This window comes from Vibrio sp., assembly GCF_984391705.1.
In genome coordinates this window covers 47,110-67,239 of the sequence record NZ_CFHWOM010000017.1, presented here as the reverse complement: position 1 = coordinate 67,239, position 20,130 = coordinate 47,110, and the positions used below count along the sequence as shown (strand labels likewise).

Below are 20,130 nucleotides of genomic sequence, written 5' to 3'. Positions count from 1 at the left end.
TATGGAATTCCATTACTTCTTTTAGTTTCTCAGCGAACATTTCTTTATCGAAAAGATCACCAACGCGAAGACCGCGACGAGCAACTTTATCTTCGTAAGCAGGACCGATACCACGACCAGTCGTACCAATCGCTTTCGCACCACGAGCGATTTCACGCGCGTTGTCGATAGCGATGTGGTAAGGAAGAATTAGAGGACAAGCTTCAGAAACGAAAAGACGCTCGCGTACTGGGATACCGCGCTCTTCTAGAGGCTTCATTTCTTTAAGAAGTGCTTCAGGCGAAAGTACAACGCCGTTACCGATAACACATTTTACGTTATCGCGTAGGATGCCTGATGGAATTAAGTGAAGAACGGTTTTCTCACCGTCAATTACTAGTGTGTGGCCTGCATTGTGACCGCCTTGGTAGCGAACCACATATTTTGCATCTTCAGTTAAAAGGTCAACAATTTTACCTTTACCTTCGTCACCCCATTGGGTGCCTAGAACGACTACGTTATTTCCCATCTTTCCAGTTCTGATTGCTAGTTAAAAATGGATTTTAGCACTGAATCACATTTCTTGCAGTCATTTTTTAATCATATAAGCGTAATAGAGAGCAAACCCTTTCGCCCTCTAAATAACGCCGATATAAATCAGTTAGTTACTTTAAGTATTGGAGGCTTAACCTATCGATGAGCTATTCATCTGCATATATTTTAACGCTGAAATTACCCTCAGTATCGATACCTGCTCGATACATTCCAGAGCTATTCATCGCGAAATGGAGTTCTCCTTGGGCATCGACCGCAATCAAGCCGCCCTCCCCTCCCATTTCTTTTAACTCGCCCTGAATAACCATTTCGCACGCCGTGCGCACATCCTCTTTCAGGTAACGCATTCTTGCAGCCACATCCGCCGCGACGGTTTTGCGGATGAAGAACTCTCCCATGCCAGTCGTAGATACGGCTACATTGTCGTTTTCTGCAAAGGTCCCTGCTCCAATAATTGAGGAATCACCCACTCGGCCATACTTCTTATTTGTTACACCACCTGTACTGGTTGCGGCAGCAAGGTTACCCTGCTGATCAAGAGCGACTGCCCCTACCGTGCCGTATTTCTTATCATCAGGATATTTAGATTCTGAAAGCGCAAATAGACCTTTCTCTTTCATTGAGAGGAGTTGTTCATAACGACGGTCAGTAAAGAAGTAATCTTGCTCGGTAAATGAGTAGCCCTGCTCAAACGCGAACTCTTCAGCCCCATCACCAATCAATAGTACGTGGTTGCTTTTCTGCATCACATCACGAGCAAGCTCAATCGGGTTTTTAATATGGCGCACCCCAGCCACAGCGCCAGCTTCGGCCTTAGCTCCGTGCATGACGGAGGCATCCATCTCAACCATTTCTTTATGAGTTAGGACCGAGCCTTTGCCAGCATTAAAGTTTGGTGAGTCTTCCAACACTTTCACCGCAGCGACAACCGCATCAAGCGCATCTCCTGCTTCAGATAACACCTTGTATCCCGCTCGGACTGAAGATTCGAGATCCGCTAAAATTGACGACTTTAATTCATCACTCATTTGTTCACGTAGAATGGTTCCAGCTCCACCATGAATGGCAATTGAAAAGGGTTGCGTCATTGGTTGATCTCCATCTCTCTAACGACCTTGTTGGTATAGAACAATTAACAAAAAGGCGCTTCCCGTACAACAGGAAGCGCCTTTTACAATCTAGCGATCAGCTAACGGATTAGTGAGAGCCGCAGCTACCGCCACCGCAGCAACCGTCTTTTTTCTCTTCACCGTGGTCGTGACCTTCGCCACCACAACAACCGCCTTCGTGATCGTGGTCGTGACCACAACCACCAGCTTGGTGTACGTGACCGTGCTCGATCTCTTCCGCTGTTGCTTCACGCAGTGCTACAACTTCAACGTCAAACGTTAGCGTTTGACCAGCAAGCATGTGGTTACCATCAACAACAACTTCGTCGCCATCAACTTCTGTTACTTCAACAGGAATTGGACCTTGGTCAGTATCCGCTAGAAAACGCATACCCACTTCGATTTGTTCAACACCTTGGAAAACGTCAGCAGGAACACGTTGTACTAGTGCATCGTTGTGCTCACCGTAAGCCTCTTCTGGAGAAACAGTTACAGAGAACTTAGCGCCCGCTTCCTTACCTTCTAGTGCAGTTTCAAGACCTGTGATTAGGTTGTTGTTGCCGTGTAGGTAATCTAGAGGTGCATCAGTTGTAGATTGATCAACAACTACACCATCTTCTAGTTTCACTTGGTAAGCAAGACTTACTACTACGTTCTTTTCAATTTTCATATTGACTCCAAGGAGAATAAAGGACCACAGCCAACACTATGGTCAGCAAACTTTCTACTGGGGTTATTATGGGGACGATTTAAAGAAACTCAATCAATCTGGCTTAAAAATCCCGATCATTTCTTCGCCGCTGTGCTTGGTCGTCTCAACCGCCTCTGGTTTCCTTTGGTCTTGATGACCACACTCGACACACTCAACCAATTCAATATTATTCTCTATCCACCAACGTAATGTGTCTTGCTGTGAGCACTTAGGACAGCTGGCGCCTGCGATAAATCTTTTCTTCATATTACAACTCTATTGGATTAATCCCAGAAGTTCTTTGCTTGTTGGTCACTTTCCATTTCACGACCAAAAATCTCTTCTAGTTCTTTACGGGCTTCTTTGGCTCTTAAGGCCAATTGTTTATCATCTTGGTGTTGAGGCAATAGCTCTTTAAGCATCGCATTATCGAGTTTTCTAAAGTGAGCTTCAGCCCGTTTCGCTTGATATGGATGCATACCTAATTCAACTAAAGCTTGGCGACCTAAATCCAATGCACCAAGAAATGTCTCTCGAGAATAGCTTTCTACCCCATGACTTAGCAATTGATACGCCTCAACCCGGCTGCGAGCGCGTGCTAGCAAACGTAGATTAGGGAAATGGGTCTGACATAACTCGACTATCTTCATAATCTCATCGGGAGAGTCAGTACAGATGACCATTGCCTCGGCTTTATCAGCCCCCGCCGCACGCAACAAATCAAGCTGCGTGGCATCACCATAATAGACTTTATAGCCATACTTTCTTAGCAATTGAATTTGGCTAGCATCACTCTCCAGAACTGTCACCTTAATCTTATTGGCGTACATTAAGCGACCAATAATTTGGCCAAAACGACCGAAACCAGCAATAATGACTCGCGGTTGCTTGTTGATGACATCACTGGCTAACGTCGCTTCTGTTTCTGCGTTAAGACCTCTTGCATACCACTTATTTTGTGCCATCAACAGCAATGGCGTAGTCACCATCGATAAGCTGACGACAACCAACAAGAACGCTGTTTGCTCTTGGTTAAGCAACCCTTCGGCACTCGCAGCAGTAAAGATAACAAAAGCAAACTCACCACCTTGACTCAAGATTGCGGCCATTTTACTGCGCGACTTGGCGCGACTGCCCGACAAGCGAGCAAGAAAATAGAGTATCGCACCTTTCACAGCGACCAGACTAAATACCGCCATCAACACAGCAAAGGGCTCTAACGCCAATAGCCCTAAATTGACCGCCATCCCAACAGCAATGAAAAACAGCCCTAGTAGCAAACCTTTGAATGGCTCAATTGCTATCTCTAATTCATGGCGATACTCACTTTCTGCAAGTAGCACACCCGCCAAGAACGTACCAAGCGCCATCGATAGGCCCAGTTGCTTCATTAACAAAGCGATACCAATAACCAACAAAAGCGCTGCAACGGTGAACAATTCACGAACACCACTTATCACGACATAACGGAATAATGGACGCAATAAAAAGTGACCGCCCATTAATAGCCCACCGACCCCAACAAGCATCCACAATGCGTCCCAAATATTGCCTGCTGTGTTGCCCGCAAGAAGAGGTAAAATAGCGAGCATAGGGATAACGGCGATATCTTGAAACAGCAAGACTGCAAAACCAGATTGCCCAGCTTCTTTACCTGCTAAACCCTGCTCTTCAATCACTTTCAAAGCGATTGCCGTTGATGAAAGCGCCAGCCCCATTCCGATAACGAGACTTGTCTGCCAAGTGGTGCCCGCGATGTAAGCCACACTGGAGATAATGCAGGTAGTAATCACAACCTGAGCTCCACCCAAGCCTAGAATGGGCCCTTTCATTTGGAGTAGTTTTTTGGGATTTAACTCTAGACCAATGAGGAAGAGCAGCAATACCACACCAAATTCAGCAAAGTGAAGGATTGCTTCAACGTCACTGATTAGACCCAGTCCCCATGGACCGATGGCCACACCTGCAATGAGATAGCCCAATACCGAGCCCAATCCCATACGTTGAGCAAGAGGAACAGCAACTACAGCAGCGGTTAAGAAGATCACACTACTTTGGAGAAAATCACTTTCAAGTGCCATGCTCGCCTCCTAATTCCTGCGGGTAGGCATACAAAGGATCGTTCAACCATTGACGATAAGACTCTGCATGTTGGTAGCGTTCCATCTCTGATACATTGCGCGCCCAATAAAGAACTAACGGCTCTATCCAGTGCATTTGACATAAAGCTGCTGTCAGCTCAAATGGTTGAAGGATCTCTGATAAAGGATAGCGGTTATAGCCACCTTTACTAAATGCTTCCTCTTTGCCTCCTGTCGTAATCACACTGCGCCAGTATTTCCCCTTCAACGCCTCTCCCTTGCCAAAGGCGAACCCTTTACCGAGAACTCGGTCAAGCCACTCTTTCAGCAAGGCAGGGCAAGAATACATATAGAGAGGATGATGGAACACGATCACATCATGCTCGATAAGCCGTTGATGTTCAGCCGCAACATCAATAAAAAAGTCAGGATAATGGGCGTAAAGGTCATGTACGGTCACATGCTCAAGAGACTCAATTTTCTTGAGCATCATTTTATTAGCCACTGACGTTTGTGACTCGGGATGGGCGTATAGCACCAAGATTTTGGGCTTATCGGTCGGTAAACTCTGCATTCCTGGGACAGCAATCCTTGTGTTTAGAACGTATTATATTGTTTTTATAGGTTATCAGTTTGTTATACGTGGTTAGCGCAGATAACGCAATAATCGACTTTTAATCTTATTCCCCCTACTATTCGACGCAATACGAGCAAAGATAAAGCAAATAACTATGATTACCTTCTCTGGCATACAGCTACTTCGTGGTGGTAAACCACTTCTTGAGCAAGCTTCTGCAACCATTCATCCAGGCGATAAAGTCGGCCTAGTCGGTAAAAACGGCTGTGGTAAGTCGACACTATTCGCTTTAATTAAAGATGAACTCTCTATTGATGCAGGTAACTTCAGCAAACCCGCTCATTGGGAATTAGCTTGGGTTGCGCAGGAGACACCCGCTCTTGAACGTAGCGCCATTGAATATGTCATTGATGGCGATCGAGAATATCGAAAGCTTGAAGCTGACCTAGCTGACGCTGAGCAACGAGACAAAGGCACTCTAGTCGCTGAAATTCACGGCAAGATTGAAACTATTGGTGGTTATAGTATCCGTGCTCGAGCAGCTGAACTGCTAGATGGCTTAGGCTTTAGCCAAGAGCAAATGAGTTGGAACTTAACCCAATTCTCGGGTGGTTGGCGTATGCGTCTTAACTTAGCTCAAGCTCTACTTTGTCGTTCCGATCTATTGCTGCTTGATGAACCAACCAACCACTTAGACTTAGATGCCGTGATGTGGTTAGAACGCTGGCTACAAAACTACCCGGGCACACTAGTGCTTATCTCGCACGACCGAGACTTCCTCGATCCCATTGTAGGCCGTGTCATTCACGTCGAGAACCAGCTACTGAACGAGTACACAGGTAACTACTCATCATTTGAAGAGCAGCGTGCTCAGAAGCTTATCTTGCAACAGGCTCAGTTTGAGAAGCAGCAAAAGCAGATGTCGCACATGCAGAGCTACATCGACCGCTTCCGCTACAAAGCATCAAAAGCTCGTCAGGCTCAAAGCCGAATCAAAGCCTTAGAAAAAATGGAAAAGGTTTTGCCTGCACAGCTCGACAACCCCTTTAGTTTCCAATTCCGTGAGCCAGACGCCCTACCAAATCCAATCATCATGATGGATGAGGTGTCAGCAGGTTACGGCGACAACCTAATCTTAGACAAAATTCGCCTTAACCTAGTGCCAGGCAGTCGAATCGGTCTACTTGGTCGCAACGGTGCCGGTAAATCAACACTGATTAAACTGCTGTCTCGTGAGCTGAGCCCTCAAGGTGGCGATTTAACTTACTCGCAAGGCGTTAAGATTGGCTACTTTGCTCAGCATCAACTAGAAACTCTTCACCCTGAAGAAACTCCGTTGCAGCACATGATGCAAATCGCACCTGATAAAAATGAATTAGAGCTGCGTAATTACCTAGGTAGCTTTGGTTTCCAAGGAGACAAAGCGTTAGAAAAGGTCGCGCCGTTCTCTGGTGGTGAAAAAGCACGTTTGGTATTGGCCTTAGTTGTTTGGCAAAAACCAAACCTGCTATTGCTCGATGAACCGACTAACCACCTAGATTTGGACATGCGCCAGGCTCTCACAATGGCATTGCAGACCTTTGAAGGAGCAATGGTGATCGTTTCACACGACCGCTACCTACTGCGCGCAACTACCGATGACCTTTACCTGGTTCATGATCGTCAAGTTGCCCCATTTGATGGCGACTTGAATGATTACTATAAATGGTTAACAGAGCAGCAGAAAGCGGAGCGACGTGAAGCCCAATCTCAACAACCAGAGAAAACAAGTACAAACAGCGCGGCGGCAAAAAAAGATCAAAAACGCCGAGAAGCTGAGTTCCGTAAACTCACTGCGCCAATTCGCAAAAACCTGACAAAACTTGAAGAAAAAATGGATAAGTTGGGTGAATCGTTAGCGGATGCTGAAACGCAATTATCCGATAACTCACTTTATGAAGCCGAAAATAAAGCTAAACTTAATCAAGTACTAGCCATTCAAGCCAATAGTAAAGCTGAGCTTGAAGATGTCGAAATGGAATGGATGGCTCTCCAAGAAGAGCTAGAACAGATGGAGCAGGAGTTCAATAGCCAATGAGTTCAGAGCACGCCGAGATTTCTTTAACACTAGAGCGCTTATGGCAATTTAGCTTGCAGTACTACAGTGTGCGAGAGGTGAAAGATGCGTGCTTGAACCTGCAAAATCAGTTTAAAGGCAATGTAAACTTGCTGCTCCTGCTCAAGTGGCTCGATGAGCAGCAAGTTTGTTTTGGCGAACAAGACTGGCACCGTGTTGAGGAGTGTCTAGGGCGCTCTGAAGCCCTACTTCTCAATTACCGTGAGCTAAGGCGAAAACTGAAAAGCCAAGTACCAGATACCTTATACCGCGAATCTCTCCAATTCGAACTGCAACTCGAAAAGCAACAACAGTCTGATCTGGTTGACTGCATTAACAGTATTGATCTCGAAAAGAATCACGCAGAGCCACTTACTTTACGTTATTGCCGCCAACTTGGAGGTGAGCGACTCTACTCAGCCTTTGCAGAACCCATTGACAATATCGCTAACCTATAGAGAGCCGCTATGACTCAGTTTGTCGCCGCCAAAGGCTTAACCAATCCACACCTTCAGACTCTTGCGCCACGCTTTATACGCAAAAAAGCAATGTTCGAGCCTATTTGGCAAACACTGGATACACCAGATGGTGACTTTCTTGATATCGCTTGGGGTGAAGACACGCAAACGACCGCAGCAACATACAAACCGATTTTTGTCCTGTTCCATGGTTTAGAAGGCTGCTTTTATAGCCCGTATGCCAATGGCCTAATGGATGCCTTCAATAAGCAAGGTTGGCTTTCTGTCATGATGCACTTTCGTGGTTGCAGCGGTAAGCCAAATAAGTTGGCGCGAGCTTATCACTCAGGTGAAGTTGAAGATGCACGTTTCTTCTTGGAATTCCTGAATAATCTGTTCCCAAATCAAAAAAAAGTCGCCGTGGGTATCTCGCTAGGCGGTAATATGCTGGCGAATTACTTAGCCAAGTACAATCATGACCCATTAGTCGATGCTGCTACAATTGTCTCTGCCCCTCTCGACCTTTCTGCCTGCTCAGAGCGTATCGAAAAAGGCTTTTCGAAACTGTACAAAAACTATCTACTTTCATCCCTTAAGAAAAGTGCGTTGCAGAAACATCATTTGCTCAAGGGTGAACTTGGCCTTAGCTACCAGTGTATTAAGCGTGTGACTCGCCTATATGAGTTTGATGATTTGATTACCGCGCCCCTGCATGGATTTCAAGATGCTGAAGATTACTACCAACGCTGCTCTGGTATCCATCGTCTTAAAGAGATCAAAATCCCAACTCAGATCATTCACGCAAAAGATGACCCATTCATGACCGATGCGGTGATCCCTAAATTTATTCTGCCAGATAACATCGATTATCGATTGTTTGAGCAAGGTGGTCATGTCGGCTTTGTGAGCGGAAGTGCCATCAAACCGAAATTCTGGCTCGAAGAAGCCCTCCCTGCCTACTATGAAAGTCTCACCGATCCGGCATAATAGCGGCCCCAAAACGAACATAAAATCACGAGGTATTTATGATTGTTCCATGGCAACAAATTGATCCAGAGACACTAGATAACTTAATTCGAGAATTTGTCCTTCGAGAAGGGACCGATTACGGCACAATTGAAGTATCACTGCAAAGCAAGATAGACCAAATTAAGAAACAACTTGAGTCAGGCGATGCTGTCGTGGTTTTCTCTGAATTACATGAAACCGTCGACATTCAACTCAAAAACAAGTTTTAGAGAACTGCATACAATGACGGTTTGCTAAAGCGTGTTATAGTGAACTCCGATTACAGGAACGTATTCATAGACAAGGTTTGTCATGTCAGCAAAACACCCAATAATTGCCGTTACCGGTTCTTCTGGTGCCGGAACTACAACCACTTCAGAAGCTTTCCGCAAGATGTTCAATATGATGAACGTCAAGCCCGCTTGGGTAGAAGGCGACAGCTTCCATCGATTCACTCGCCCGGAAATGGACGTCGAAATCCGTAAAGCGCGCGAACAAGGTCGCCATATCAGTTATTTTGGCCCGCAAGCGAATGACTTCCCTGCATTGGCTGAGTTTTTTCGCAAATATGGCCACGAAGGCACCGGCCAGGTACGTCGCTATCTGCACACCTTTGACGAGGCAGTACCTTATAACCAGATGCCGGGCACTTTCACACCATGGCAAGACCTACCGGAAAATTCCGATGTAATGTTCTATGAAGGCCTGCATGGTGGTGTCGTCGATGGTGACGTCAATGTCGCTCAACATGTCGATTTTCTGATTGGCATGGTGCCGATTGTTAACTTAGAGTGGATACAGAAATTCGTCCGTGACACCCGTGATCGAGGCCACTCTCGCGAAGCGGTTATGGACTCGATTGTTCGTTCGATGGACGACTATCTCAATTACATCACCCCGCAGTTCTCACGAACACACATCAACTTTCAGCGCGTACCAACAGTAGATACATCGAACCCACTTAATGCTAAAGGTATCCCAAGTCTAGATGAAAGCTTTGTGGTAATTCGTTTACGCGGAATTAAGAATGTCGATTTCCCATATCTATTGGCTATGATTGATGGCTCATTTATGTCGCGCCATAACACTTTAGTGGTGCCTGGCGGCAAGATGAGTTTTGCGATGGAATTGATCGTTCGACCAATCCTACAACAGCTGATCGAAACGGGAAAAATTGGCTAGAACTCACGGCTAGAACACGATTACTTTTCATACCGTGATCATGTGCACAGTTTTGCGTAGTAAAACCCAAGTAGTACCCGATTAAAATCAAGAAATCGTTTTCGAAAAAGGATACTATTTGTAACCGAAACACAAGTTGGCTTGCAGCATTTGTAAAGTGCTCTTATCCTAGTAGGCCTATTTAAGGCTTTGCTAAAACATGGAAAGCGGCAAGCGTACCCTGCAGAGGAAGTGAGATATTATGGTTCTAGGTAAACCTCAAACCGACCCAACATTAGAGTGGTTCCTTTCACACTGTCATATTCATAAGTACCCTTCAAAAAGCACGCTAATTCACGCGGGCGAGAAAGCTGAGACTTTGTACTACATCGTAAAAGGTTCAGTAGCGGTTCTTATTAAAGACGAAGAAGGTAAGGAAATGATCCTTTCTTACCTAAACCAAGGTGACTTTATCGGTGAGCTTGGTCTATTCGAAGAAGACCAAGAGCGTACCGCATGGGTTCGTGCTAAATCTCCTTGTGAAGTTGCAGAAATTTCGTTCAAGAAATTCCGTCAGCTAATTCAAGTAAACCCAGATATCCTTATGCGTCTTTCAGCGCAAATGGCAAGCCGCCTACAGGTGACTAGCCAAAAAGTGGGTGACCTTGCGTTCCTAGACGTAACTGGCCGTATTGCTCAAACGCTACTTAACCTAGCGAAGCAACCAGATGCGATGACTCACCCAGACGGCATGCAAATCAAGATCACTCGTCAAGAAATCGGTCAAATTGTTGGCTGTTCTCGTGAGACTGTAGGTCGTATCTTGAAGATGCTAGAAGAGCAGAACCTAATCTCTGCTCACGGTAAGACCATCGTTGTTTACGGTACTCGTTAATCTCGATTAACTGCTAAATTTTAAAAGCCACCCATTGGGTGGCTTTTTTGTTCTTGGGGTCTACCAAATAGATAATCGATTCTCTCGCTTATCCATTGGTACTTTCGAAGATTTTATCTGCAGATGCTGCCACGAACCCAGGGTAAAGCTCTCCATTACTCATTGGGTAACGTTTAGCAAACTCATAGAAGCCACCTGGAATAACTTCACTCCCTTCAGTAAAGGTAACTGCGACTTTATCTGCCATGGTTGATGATTGCTCCAGCAGTACATCTGGAGAACCTTTCACTTCACCACCAAACTCATTAATGGTAAAACCAGCATCACGTAGGTGGTTATTCACACCAACCACTTCATCAAACGCACTTAACTGGTTCACGCTCACGGTAAAGTGGTTTGCACCATAACCATGGGCAGCTAGCCAAGAGGCGTACTCACTCTCTTTTGCCAGCGATTGGAAATCAGCATAGCTAAGATCCCACAAACGTCCTCCATACAAGAATTCTGGGCTTTGCAATTGAGAAGCATCGACCTGCTCAACCAATTTAGCCACAATTGCCTGCAACTCAGCTGAACACTCTTCTACCTTCAACTCACTAATGAATACTTTCGGTTGAGTTGGGTCTGGGTGCTCAAAGTGCTTAGCGACCAACTTTTTGCTCTCAAACACATAGTCGCCACAAGGTGTGTAACCTGCGTCAAGGAATGGTTGAGCTAACGTGGCAATGCCTAACGGCTCTACATTAAAGGTGCGCAAAGCAATATGGTCGTTGATCAGAGCTTCATCTTCTTGCAGGAGGTGATGCACTTTTTCAGCAGAGGGACATAAGCGTTGAATATAGTCATTCCATAACGGTCGGAATAAAACATCTGGCGTCATAACGCCTCCTTGTATAGGGTTTGTTTACGTTAAAGAGAGCTTATTAGTATTATTTTTAGATATAAAAGAGGCCATCTAACCAAATGTGTCCAGAAAATCTGATTAGATAGCCTTCAACCTGTGACGTTTAAAGTGCCTTCCGGCTCGGGAAGGCAAGAAGGGAATTCCCTAATTTATCTCGTTATAGCTCTACCCCAGGGCTAAGCGTAGCAGGTAGTAACGTTTCACCGCCTTCCATCGAAGCCATAGGATAAGCACAATAATCTGCTGCATAGTATGCGCTTGGGCGTAAATTACCCGACGCACCAGGACCACCAAATGGCGCATCTCCGCTCGCTCCGGTTAGCTGACGGTTACGGTTTACGATACCTGCTCGAATATGGTCAACAAAGTATTCCCACTCGCTGTCATCGGTAGACACCAGGCCAGCCGATAAGCCAAAGCGTGTGTCATTCGCCAGTTCGACCGCTTTTTCCAAACCTTGGTAACGAACAACTTGCAGTAGTGGGCCAAAGTACTCTTCATCTGGTAGCTCAGCAATCGCTGTTACGTCGATGATGCCAGGAGTAACAAACGCCGCTTCACCTGCTTTCGCTTCGATTAGACTCTCACCGCCAAGCTTTTGTAGGTTCGCTTGAGCTGCAAGAATGAAGTCAGCGGCTGCTTTTGAAATTTGAGGCCCCATAAATGGAGCGGGTTCTGCAAAAGGCTGATCGACACGGATCTTGTTGGTCGCTTCTACCAGTTTGCTCACTAGCAAATCACCTTTCTCACCTTCAGGTACATACAGGCGACGTGCACAGGTACAGCGTTGACCGGCACTGATAAACGCAGACTGAATAATAGTATAAACCGTCGCATCTAGGTCACCATAGCTCTCAGAGATAACCATAGGGTTGTTACCGCCCATCTCTAAAGCCAGCATCTTACCTGGCTGACCAGCAAACTGTTTATGCAGGATATGGCCTGTGTTTGCACTACCAGTAAATAACACGCCATCAAGACCTTTCGAATCAGCGAGCGCTATCCCCGTCTCTTTGGCACCTTGAACTAGGTTAATCACACCTTTTGGTAACCCTACTTGATCCCACAGTTTCATCGCAAACTCACCCGTTAGTGGCGTTTGCTCTGAAGGCTTAAATACCACTGTGTTACCTGCTAATAGTGCTGGCACGATGTGACCATTTGGCAAATGACCAGGGAAGTTATACGGCCCGAAGACTGCCATCACGCCTAGTGGGCGATGGCGTAAAACAATTTGGTTACCCGCGGCTTCGCGCTGCGCTTCACCCGTACGATCATGGTAAGCACGAATAGAGATAGCAATTTTACCGGCCATTGCTGCCGCTTCGGTACGTGTTTCCCAGATTGGCTTACCCGTTTCTTTGGCAATGATTTCCGCAATCTGCTCGCTGTTCTCTTTCACTTTATCTGCAAAGGCTAAAACAATCGCCTCGCGCTCAGAAAAGCTCATTTTCTTCCAACCAACAAACGCACTGCGTGCTGCCAATACCGCTTGTTCAACTTGCGCAGGCGTTGCACTGTCGCCTTGCCAAATCACTTCGTTATTGTATGGGCTTTGTGAGCTCATCGACTCACCTTGACCCGCTACCCATTCACCTGCAATCCAATGTGTCATAACTTCTTCCTTCAGATTCTTTATATATTCAGGCTTACTGAGCCAACATTCGAACGAATTCGCCTTCGCTTACTTTGAGTGCATCCGCGACCTCAGGAGAAAGAATTACCGATTCCGTCTCTGGGTCATAAGCTGCCTTCGCTGCCGTCGCGCGAAAATCTTCAAAAGATGTATTGGAAATCAAGAAATCCTTCGCACTTGAATGCTCTGCCACTGTGACCTTGGCACGGAACGAGTGGCGTACGGATTCGATATTACGCACGTCACATTCAACTGTAGGGCCGCCATCGAAAATATCGACATAGTTACGACAAGTGAAACCTTCTTTTTCAAGCAAACGGAGCGCAGGACGCGTGTTCTCGTGTACTTCACCGATTACCGCTTGCGCTTCTTTGCTCAGCAGGTTGATGTAGATGGGCAACTTAGGCATGAGGTCGGCAATAAAGCCTTTTTTGCCAATGCCTGTTAGGTAGTCAGCCATAGTGAAATCAATTGAGAAGAAGTGCTCTTGCAGCCACTGCCAGAATGGCGAATTGCCTTCTTCATCAGAAACACCACGCATCTCAGCAAAGACAGTTTTAGAGAAGCGATGTGGATGCTCTGCCATCATCAAAAATCGACACTTAGACATCAGACGACCATTTAAACCGCCACGGAATGTCGGTCTCAGGAACAGCGTACAAATCTCACTACAACCTGTGTAGTTGTTACCAAACGTCAGCAACTTCACTACATTGTTCACGCCTAACTTGGCTGATGAGTGCACGATTGTACTGATATGGTAAGAGTAAAATGGCACATCCCAACCAATCGAAGCTTCAATTCCAGTACAACCTGCAACTTCGCCAGTTTCACTATCAAAACCAACCATTAGGTAACCTTCATCACCGGGCTCGGTAACTTCTGGCTTGGTAAAACTGTACTCTGAATGAGTGATTCGATTAGTTAACAATTCTTCGTTAACTGGTAGAGATGTAAATCCGTGACCCGATTCTACGGCGCAAGTGTGTAAAGCGTCGTAATCCGACATTGCGATAGGGCGAATAACTAGCATCGATACTCCCTCCTGATGCTCATACCAACACCACCAGCTTTCTTGGAGAACAACTGGTGGTATAGGTAATCGAGCTAAGCATAACTACCTAGCTCAGTTAGATGTTTTAATTATTTTGTTAGCGACGCTAATGCTTTATCTAGACGTGCTAATCCTTCTTCAATTTCTTCGGTACTGATAACAAGTGATGGAGTGAAACGTACTACGTTTGCACCAGCAACCAATAGCATCAGACCTTCTTTTCCTGCTGCGACTAACACATCACGAGCGCGGCCTTGCCACTCATCGTTTAGTGCAGCACCTAACAGAAGACCTTTACCTCGAACTTCTGCAAACATTTGGTATTTATCATTCAGTTTAGCTAAGCCGTCACGGAACAAGGCTTCACGCTCAGCGACACCAGCAAGCGTTTCTGGTGCGCTCACTACATCAACAACCGCTTCTGCCACAGCACACGCCAATGGGTTACCACCATAAGTTGAACCGTGAGTCCCCACTTTTAGGTGTTTAGAAAGTTCCGTTGTCGTTAGCATCGCGCCAATTGGGAAACCACCACCTAAAGATTTAGCGGTACTTAGGATATCCGGCGTAACACCTAAACCTTGGTAAGCATAGAAATGACCAGTACGACCATTACCGGTTTGAACTTCATCAAAAATCAGCAGTGCATTGTGTTTGTCACACAGTTCACGAACAGTTTGAACAAATTCGTCTGTTGGAGAGATGATGCCGCCTTCACCTTGAAGCGGCTCCATCATAATGGCACACGTACGGTCAGAGATATGCTCGCGCAGTGCTTCAACATCGTTGTAAGGCAGGTGCGTTACGTCACCTGGTTTTGGACCAAACCCATCAGAATATGCAGCTTGACCACCTACCGTTACCGTAAAGAATGTGCGGCCGTGGAAACCTTGTTTAAATGCGATGATCTCAGATTTCTCTGGACCAAACTTATCAGCAGCGTAACGACGCGCCAGCTTAAGAGCTGCTTCATTCGCCTCTGCACCAGAGTTAGCAAAGAACACTTTCTCCGCAAAGCTAACTTCGGTTAGCTTTTTCGCTAAACGTAGCGCAGGTTCGTTAGTCATCACGTTACTTAAGTGCCAAAGCTTTTGACCTTGCTCAGTTAACGCATTCACCATAGCTGGGTGACAATGACCTAGACAGCTCACGGCAATACCACCGGCAAAGTCGATATACTCTTTACCTTGTTGATCCCATACACGAGCACCCTCGCCTTTTACTGGAATCATTTCCATTGGGTTATAACAAGGTACCATTACCTCATCAAACAAACCGCGTTCTACATTATTTTCTACAGTCATTGCACATTCCCTCTCGATACCGCATGCATAGCGAATATGGTGTCCTTACTTCCATTCAATGAAATAAGATATTGTTTTGCTTTTAAGCAATTACGGCATTGTATTTACAAACAATTAACCTTTTCAATAGTGATTTATGCTTTTTATCCACTTTGAAAAAGCCGAATACCCATCATGTGTGAGTATTTATGCATCAAGCCACTTGTTTTATGAAGCAATATATTCTTATAACAAAGATAAGCTCTGATTAAGCATAGGCGTAGCAAGGGCTGAAAGGTAGCAATGACAAAGTCTGCGAATAGTTTTTCACAGAATATTCGCGGCCCTATTTATGAAAGAAATGTTAAGAAAGGTGATCCCAGTCAGGTTTAACGCTTAAGGAAATTCGCTAACAGCTCATGTCCTTGCTCTGTTTTAATAGACTCAGGGTGAAATTGAACGGCGTCAATTGGTAGGGTTTTATGTTGATAGCCCATAATTTCATCCATTGAGCCATCTTCAAACTCCGTCCAAGCTGTCAATTCAAAGCAGTCTGGCAACGTGTCCCCTTTTACCACCAGTGAATGGTAACGAGTGACGGTTAATGGGTTATTTAAACCAGTAAACACACTACGGCCATTATGTTTGATAGGTGTAGTCTTTCCATGCATCACCTGACGCGCACGCACTACTTGCCCACCGAAGACTTGAGCTATTGCCTGGTGGCCTAAGCAGACGCCAAGAATTGGCAATTTGCCAGCGAAGTGCTCAATCACTTGTAGCGAAACCCCAGCTTCATTTGGCGTACATGGCCCCGGAGAGATGACTAGATGAGTAGGGTTAAGCGCCTGAATGCCCGCGATATCAATTTCATCATTACGTACAACTTGGACTTCTGTACCCAGTTCGCAAAAGTACTGGTAGAGGTTGTAAGTGAAAGAGTCGTAATTATCGATAATTAACAGCATGACTTCAAACTAGCGTTGATAGGTTTCTGAATAGGGCGATATTGTGCAATAAGAAGATAGAAAGGCAAGCAATAATGATTAGAGAGTTAAGTCAGATACTTTCCTCACCTTAATCATAAGTCACAAATATATCACTGAACATTATATAAACAAGGTGAATTTATAATACTATCCCTGTGCTCATTAGAGCATATATACAAGACACAATAACAGAGAATAAAAATGAAGCTAAATACTATAGTCGCAGGTCTCGTTTCATCACTAGCGCTTGTTGGCTGCCAGTCAACAACGTCAGAAGCACCAACACCTACCGCAAACCAACAAACCATTGAAGAAGCGCGTTCAGCATTAGCTGAATACGAAGAGTTTACTGTAGATGATTCAGGGGTCATCTCGTTAGTCCAAACGTTACCGCCAAAACATCATTGGAAAACCACCATTATTAAGAAAATTGGTCGCGAAGTATCGTGCGATAGCTTACGTTACTTCGTTGACAAAGGCATGGTGGTTAACATCCACTTCAAAGGACCTAAAGGCCGCTACGACAATTTTGATCAACAACGCTGCTTACAAGAAGATCAGTATCTATAAAAAAAAGAGCCAACTTTCGTTGGCTCTTTCTCATTTAGGCTTTGCTACTTACGGCGACGCCAAGCTAGTAAACCTGATAGAGCAACTAAAAGACCAAAGCCTGTAGAGCCACCGTCAGAATCTTCTGTTTCATCTGTCGTAGGTGTTGTTTCAGCTTTAGTGACTTCTACTGTACGAGTTGCCTCATATTTAACTGTAGTGCCTGTTGAATCTGTTAACTTCTCCGCCAGTTGGTAAGAGCCCTCTTCTGGTACTTCGTCAAACTCCACTTCGACACTACGAGCATCAATGTGCGCTTGCTCTAGAGTTACACTTGCAGTGTAGCTATCTTCGTTGGTTGTACGAGCAGATGCCTCCTGAGCTGGCGCTTCTAGAGTTACCGTGACGATATCACCAACAATAGCATTTACTGGAAGTCGGACTTCAACTGTCAGGTTATCACCTTCTTCAGGTAAATCGATGTCTGTATCTGGCAGATCAATCGCAATCAATACTGGATCGTGATCTGATGCCGAGTAAACGTCTGTATACTTCGGCATATCACCTGTGTACTTACTGCTGTACTCAAACAAGTTACTTTCAAGCGCATTGATATGCCAATCTTCAATCGCGACAACTTTCTGAGCCAAACTACTGTTTGCTAAGGCATGGTCTAAGTTACCTAGCTCACCAGAGTACGTGTACGAGAACGTATCAGCGCCATGTAGCATGGTATTTAGGTTGATGTAACCATAACCTTCTTCAATCTTAGTACGCTCTGGGTTCACTTCTCCACCACCCACACTCGTGTAGGCTGCCGTGTAAATCTCGCGGCCATAGTTGTTCGCTGTAGCAGAGTAATCCGTTAGGGTCAGTAGCGGATCTTCCATGCCGTAAGCATTTAGGTCACCCATGACCAAAACGTCACCTTGCACATCTTTTATCGCTTCACCCACCGCATGCGCTGCAGATACACGGAAGTTGTTACAGTTACCTTGTAGATCCGCAGGTTCACTGTCTTCTACACCTGCAATCCACTCTTCAATACACTCAGAGCCTTTTGATTTAAAGTGGTTAACAACAATCGATAAATCTTCGCCTGTTTCTTTAACCGTGAAGGTTTGCAGTAAGCTGTGACGTTGGTATTTGTCGTACGCAGGGTTGCCTTCTGCACCCTCATTGCGTGTAATTGTGTTCTCAGCAATATGCTGCTCAGGGGTGATGATCACCTGCGCTGCTTCTTTTGGTGTTACAGAATCAGCACGGTATAGAATCGCCACCATAATGGCATCGCTACCCAAGAACTCTTCTTGATGCTTATCAGCTGCTTCAATCTCAACATAGCTGAAGTGATCTTTGCTATCGTCAATTTCTGCATTGAGTGCATCAACCAGATTTTGAATTGCACTGCCGTCACCAAAGCCGTTGTTCTCAACTTCCATCAAACCAATGATGTCAGCGTCCATTTTGTTCATGGCTGCAACGATCTTCGCTTGTTGGATTAGGAACTCTTCATTGGTTTTCGCACCACGGTTTTGACCTGTTGGGTTCGGATTACCGCTATCTGCCACTGAGGTAAAGTAGTTAAGAACGTTAAAGCTTGCGACGCGTAAATCTGAGTCGGCAATACTAGGTGCATCTTTACGAGTAACATCAAAACCTTCACCTGAAGTCACGAAGTTAGTATTCGTTACCTCATTTGTTGCGATTAGACGGTACTCGTTATAGCTATAGTTAACCACACCGTGTAGACCTTCCACGCGTGAACCTAGACGAATATGGTGCTCTGAAGAACCATTTTGATCTTCATCTTTTGCAAAATCAGGGTAGTAAGGAATTTTACCACTAGGCGCATAACCATCAGATTCTACAACCACACGGTTATTCGCATTCTTAGCAGCAAGTGCTTTCGCTTCGTCACTATCTGCCGCATGTACTTGCGTTGGCTTAAAGAGAGGAGCTTCGTGTGAAAGCATCATGTTATTACGACGAGCATCATAATCGTAAGAGAAGTTACGTGTAACGAACAACTCACTCGCATCCGTCAGTTCAACTTGCATACCTTCATAACGCTCAAGTGCGTCACGTAACGTTTCACCTTCTTCTAACACCAGCGCTGTAACCAAAGATGCATCTGAAGTCCCTGTCTTAGTGTAGCTCTGTGCATCTGATGATAGTTGAGTATTACTGTAATACTCTTGAACTTTACCCTTCACACAAACAACATCACCTGGCTGAAGCTCTGTATCCGCAAAGTCAGTGTGAATAAACAGACCTTCTGAAGTCTTATTATTACCGTCGTTTTCTAATGCTTGTAGGTAGAAGCCTTTCGTTAAGCCAGTAGTAACAGCACTCACTACACCACTCACGTAGTGGTCTTCCTCGGTCTTGTACGGGTAACCATCAATAAATGGAGAAGTATCACCTTCACCTTGAATAGCTTGAATCGAAGTGAAAGTAGGCTCAGCCCCATCAACAGAACACTCAAATGGCGCTGGCGGCTCGACAGTATTTAGTTCACCTAATCCATCAATATTGTCTTTTGCGAATGGTGTCCAACTCGCTGCCTGATAAGTGGTAGATGGTGTTAAGGCGTCACTATTACGTACGAGCGTTGTATCTTTACCAAAATCAACATCGCCCATAACACCAATCACATCATGCACTTCACCATCTTTAAGTAATGCGATTGGGTCATCGCCATTAAAGTTCGCTACTGAAGTGTTTAGATTTCCAGCGACAGCTTTAATCGCATCACTCGCATCAGAGTGAGCAACAACATAAACCTGATTTGCTTCGATTGTTACTTCGCTGAGATCTAGGTTGCTACCCCAAGTACCTCCACCATTGGAAGACTTAGCTAGTTCATAACCCGTTAATGTCACAGCCTCTGTGCCTGTATTCGCAATTTCAACGGCTTTGTTAAAACTACCGCCTTCAACATATTGCGAAATAATAATATCCGCGCTCGCCGTTCCAGAGAGTGCAGAGGCGATACAGAGGGTAAGAAGTTTTGGAGAAAGTGTGTTGTTCATTTGTTCCACCACCATTCGTTATATTTTTGTCTACGTCCATTTGTTGACGAATTGTGGCAAATATCATGTTT

The 20,130-nt window shown here is 45.3% G+C and carries 19 protein-coding genes; 7 read left to right on the top strand and 12 right to left on the bottom strand.

All coding sequences use genetic code 11. The features are described from left to right. The 6 genes from AC4MRV_RS11540 to kefG form a co-directional block, all read right to left on the bottom strand. Nucleotides 1-508: adenylosuccinate synthetase (locus tag AC4MRV_RS11540; RefSeq protein ID WP_491187485.1), on the bottom strand; the 508-nt coding region annotated here is incomplete at its 3' end. A 172-nt stretch (nucleotides 509-680) separates the two neighbouring features. Then, nucleotides 681-1,622 (bottom strand): isoaspartyl peptidase/L-asparaginase family protein, encoded by a 942-nt coding sequence (locus AC4MRV_RS11535; protein ID WP_491187484.1) that lies wholly within the window; start codon nucleotides 1,620-1,622, stop codon nucleotides 681-683. A gap of 109 nt (nucleotides 1,623-1,731) precedes the next feature. After that, complete coding sequence (gene slyD / locus AC4MRV_RS11530; RefSeq protein WP_038139279.1) at nucleotides 1,732-2,313, bottom strand: peptidylprolyl isomerase; 582 nt, start codon at nucleotides 2,311-2,313, stop codon at nucleotides 1,732-1,734. 93 nt (nucleotides 2,314-2,406) lie between these two features. Continuing rightward, nucleotides 2,407-2,601, bottom strand: coding sequence for a YheV family putative zinc ribbon protein (locus AC4MRV_RS11525; RefSeq protein ID WP_491187483.1), 195 nt, complete (start codon nucleotides 2,599-2,601; stop codon nucleotides 2,407-2,409). Between the two features lie 17 nt (nucleotides 2,602-2,618). Next, a complete protein-coding gene (gene kefB, locus AC4MRV_RS11520) occupies nucleotides 2,619-4,415 on the bottom strand; it encodes a glutathione-regulated potassium-efflux system protein KefB (RefSeq protein WP_491187482.1) in 1,797 nt (598 codons plus the stop codon). Further along, nucleotides 4,405-4,989 carry a glutathione-regulated potassium-efflux system ancillary protein KefG gene (gene kefG / locus AC4MRV_RS11515; RefSeq protein WP_491187481.1) on the bottom strand — a complete coding sequence of 195 codons (585 nt, stop codon included), beginning with the start codon at nucleotides 4,987-4,989 and terminating at the stop codon, nucleotides 4,405-4,407. The genes kefB and kefG overlap by 11 nt, the downstream gene beginning before the upstream one ends. A gap of 157 nt (nucleotides 4,990-5,146) precedes the next feature. Here kefG and AC4MRV_RS11510 point away from each other — a divergent pair, with 157 nt between their 5' ends. From AC4MRV_RS11510 to crp, 6 genes are all read left to right on the top strand, one after another. Next, entirely contained in the window at nucleotides 5,147-7,069 is a 1,923-nt protein-coding gene (locus AC4MRV_RS11510) for an ABC transporter ATP-binding protein (protein WP_491187480.1), read from the top strand. Further along, nucleotides 7,066-7,545, top strand: coding sequence for a TIGR02444 family protein (locus tag AC4MRV_RS11505; RefSeq protein ID WP_491187479.1), 480 nt, complete (start codon nucleotides 7,066-7,068; stop codon nucleotides 7,543-7,545). The genes AC4MRV_RS11510 and AC4MRV_RS11505 overlap by 4 nt, the downstream gene beginning before the upstream one ends. A 9-nt stretch (nucleotides 7,546-7,554) precedes the next feature. After that, a complete protein-coding gene (locus AC4MRV_RS11500; RefSeq protein WP_491187478.1) occupies nucleotides 7,555-8,532 on the top strand; it encodes a hydrolase in 978 nt (325 codons plus the stop codon). Nucleotides 8,533-8,570: 38 nt separating this feature from the next. Then, nucleotides 8,571-8,783, top strand: coding sequence for a YheU family protein (locus AC4MRV_RS11495; RefSeq protein WP_491187477.1), 213 nt, complete (start codon nucleotides 8,571-8,573; stop codon nucleotides 8,781-8,783). 82 nt (nucleotides 8,784-8,865) lie between these two features. Continuing rightward, nucleotides 8,866-9,735 (top strand): phosphoribulokinase, encoded by an 870-nt coding sequence (locus AC4MRV_RS11490; RefSeq protein ID WP_491187476.1) that lies wholly within the window; start codon nucleotides 8,866-8,868, stop codon nucleotides 9,733-9,735. Between the two features lie 241 nt (nucleotides 9,736-9,976). Next, a complete protein-coding gene (gene crp / locus AC4MRV_RS11485) occupies nucleotides 9,977-10,609 on the top strand; it encodes a cAMP-activated global transcriptional regulator CRP (RefSeq protein ID WP_004410522.1) in 633 nt (210 codons plus the stop codon). A gap of 88 nt (nucleotides 10,610-10,697) precedes the next feature. Here crp and AC4MRV_RS11480 read toward each other — a convergent pair whose 3' ends face one another. From AC4MRV_RS11480 to AC4MRV_RS11460, 5 genes are all read right to left on the bottom strand, one after another. Next, nucleotides 10,698-11,489: a DUF1338 domain-containing protein gene (locus AC4MRV_RS11480; RefSeq protein ID WP_491187475.1), complete on the bottom strand. Its 792-nt coding sequence runs from the start codon at nucleotides 11,487-11,489 to the stop codon at nucleotides 10,698-10,700. A gap of 181 nt (nucleotides 11,490-11,670) precedes the next feature. Further along, nucleotides 11,671-13,128: a succinylglutamate-semialdehyde dehydrogenase gene (astD, locus tag AC4MRV_RS11475; protein ID WP_491187474.1), complete on the bottom strand. Its 1,458-nt coding sequence runs from the start codon at nucleotides 13,126-13,128 to the stop codon at nucleotides 11,671-11,673. Between the two features lie 34 nt (nucleotides 13,129-13,162). Then, nucleotides 13,163-14,182 (bottom strand): arginine N-succinyltransferase, encoded by a 1,020-nt coding sequence (astA, locus tag AC4MRV_RS11470; protein WP_491187473.1) that lies wholly within the window; start codon nucleotides 14,180-14,182, stop codon nucleotides 13,163-13,165. A gap of 110 nt (nucleotides 14,183-14,292) precedes the next feature. Beyond that, the gene (locus AC4MRV_RS11465) at nucleotides 14,293-15,507 is read right to left on the bottom strand and encodes an aspartate aminotransferase family protein (protein ID WP_491187472.1); all 1,215 of its coding nucleotides are present in this window, start codon (nucleotides 15,505-15,507) and stop codon (nucleotides 14,293-14,295) included. Nucleotides 15,508-15,875: 368 nt separating this feature from the next. Then, on the bottom strand, nucleotides 15,876-16,454 hold the full coding sequence (locus tag AC4MRV_RS11460) for an aminodeoxychorismate/anthranilate synthase component II (protein ID WP_491187471.1): 579 nt from the start codon (nucleotides 16,452-16,454) through the stop codon (nucleotides 15,876-15,878). 222 nt (nucleotides 16,455-16,676) lie between these two features. Here AC4MRV_RS11460 and AC4MRV_RS11455 point away from each other — a divergent pair, with 222 nt between their 5' ends. Next, entirely contained in the window at nucleotides 16,677-17,045 is a 369-nt protein-coding gene (locus AC4MRV_RS11455) for a hypothetical protein (protein WP_491187470.1), read from the top strand. 44 nt (nucleotides 17,046-17,089) lie between these two features. Here the strand turns inward: AC4MRV_RS11455 and AC4MRV_RS11450 are convergent, their stop codons facing one another. Continuing rightward, nucleotides 17,090-20,059: an ExeM/NucH family extracellular endonuclease gene (locus AC4MRV_RS11450; RefSeq protein ID WP_491187469.1), complete on the bottom strand. Its 2,970-nt coding sequence runs from the start codon at nucleotides 20,057-20,059 to the stop codon at nucleotides 17,090-17,092. Nucleotides 20,060-20,130: the final 71 nt, after the last annotated feature.

Excerpts from the sequence above, each read along its gene's own strand:
- astA (WP_491187473.1), bottom strand. The coding sequence starts at position 14,182 with ATGCTAGTTATTCGCCCTATCGCAATGTCGGATTACGACGCTTTACAC.
- kefB (WP_491187482.1), bottom strand. The coding sequence starts at position 4,415 with ATGGCACTTGAAAGTGATTTTCTCCAAAGTAGTGTGATCTTCTTAACC.
- AC4MRV_RS11495 (WP_491187477.1), top strand. The coding sequence starts at position 8,571 with ATGATTGTTCCATGGCAACAAATTGATCCAGAGACACTAGATAACTTA.
- AC4MRV_RS11535 (WP_491187484.1), bottom strand. The coding sequence starts at position 1,622 with ATGACGCAACCCTTTTCAATTGCCATTCATGGTGGAGCTGGAACCATT.
- AC4MRV_RS11480 (WP_491187475.1), bottom strand. The coding sequence starts at position 11,489 with ATGACGCCAGATGTTTTATTCCGACCGTTATGGAATGACTATATTCAA.
- AC4MRV_RS11500 (WP_491187478.1), top strand. The coding sequence starts at position 7,555 with ATGACTCAGTTTGTCGCCGCCAAAGGCTTAACCAATCCACACCTTCAG.
- AC4MRV_RS11455 (WP_491187470.1), top strand. The coding sequence starts at position 16,677 with ATGAAGCTAAATACTATAGTCGCAGGTCTCGTTTCATCACTAGCGCTT.
- AC4MRV_RS11450 (WP_491187469.1), bottom strand. The coding sequence starts at position 20,059 with ATGAACAACACACTTTCTCCAAAACTTCTTACCCTCTGTATCGCCTCT.
- AC4MRV_RS11505 (WP_491187479.1), top strand. The coding sequence starts at position 7,066 with ATGAGTTCAGAGCACGCCGAGATTTCTTTAACACTAGAGCGCTTATGG.
- AC4MRV_RS11510 (WP_491187480.1), top strand. The coding sequence starts at position 5,147 with ATGATTACCTTCTCTGGCATACAGCTACTTCGTGGTGGTAAACCACTT.
- AC4MRV_RS11525 (WP_491187483.1), bottom strand. The coding sequence starts at position 2,601 with ATGAAGAAAAGATTTATCGCAGGCGCCAGCTGTCCTAAGTGCTCACAG.
- AC4MRV_RS11460 (WP_491187471.1), bottom strand. The coding sequence starts at position 16,454 with ATGCTGTTAATTATCGATAATTACGACTCTTTCACTTACAACCTCTAC.
- kefG (WP_491187481.1), bottom strand. The coding sequence starts at position 4,989 with ATGCAGAGTTTACCGACCGATAAGCCCAAAATCTTGGTGCTATACGCC.
- astD (WP_491187474.1), bottom strand. The coding sequence starts at position 13,128 with ATGACACATTGGATTGCAGGTGAATGGGTAGCGGGTCAAGGTGAGTCG.
- crp (WP_004410522.1), top strand. The coding sequence starts at position 9,977 with ATGGTTCTAGGTAAACCTCAAACCGACCCAACATTAGAGTGGTTCCTT.
- slyD (WP_038139279.1), bottom strand. The coding sequence starts at position 2,313 with ATGAAAATTGAAAAGAACGTAGTAGTAAGTCTTGCTTACCAAGTGAAA.
- AC4MRV_RS11490 (WP_491187476.1), top strand. The coding sequence starts at position 8,866 with ATGTCAGCAAAACACCCAATAATTGCCGTTACCGGTTCTTCTGGTGCC.
- AC4MRV_RS11465 (WP_491187472.1), bottom strand. The coding sequence starts at position 15,507 with ATGACTGTAGAAAATAATGTAGAACGCGGTTTGTTTGATGAGGTAATG.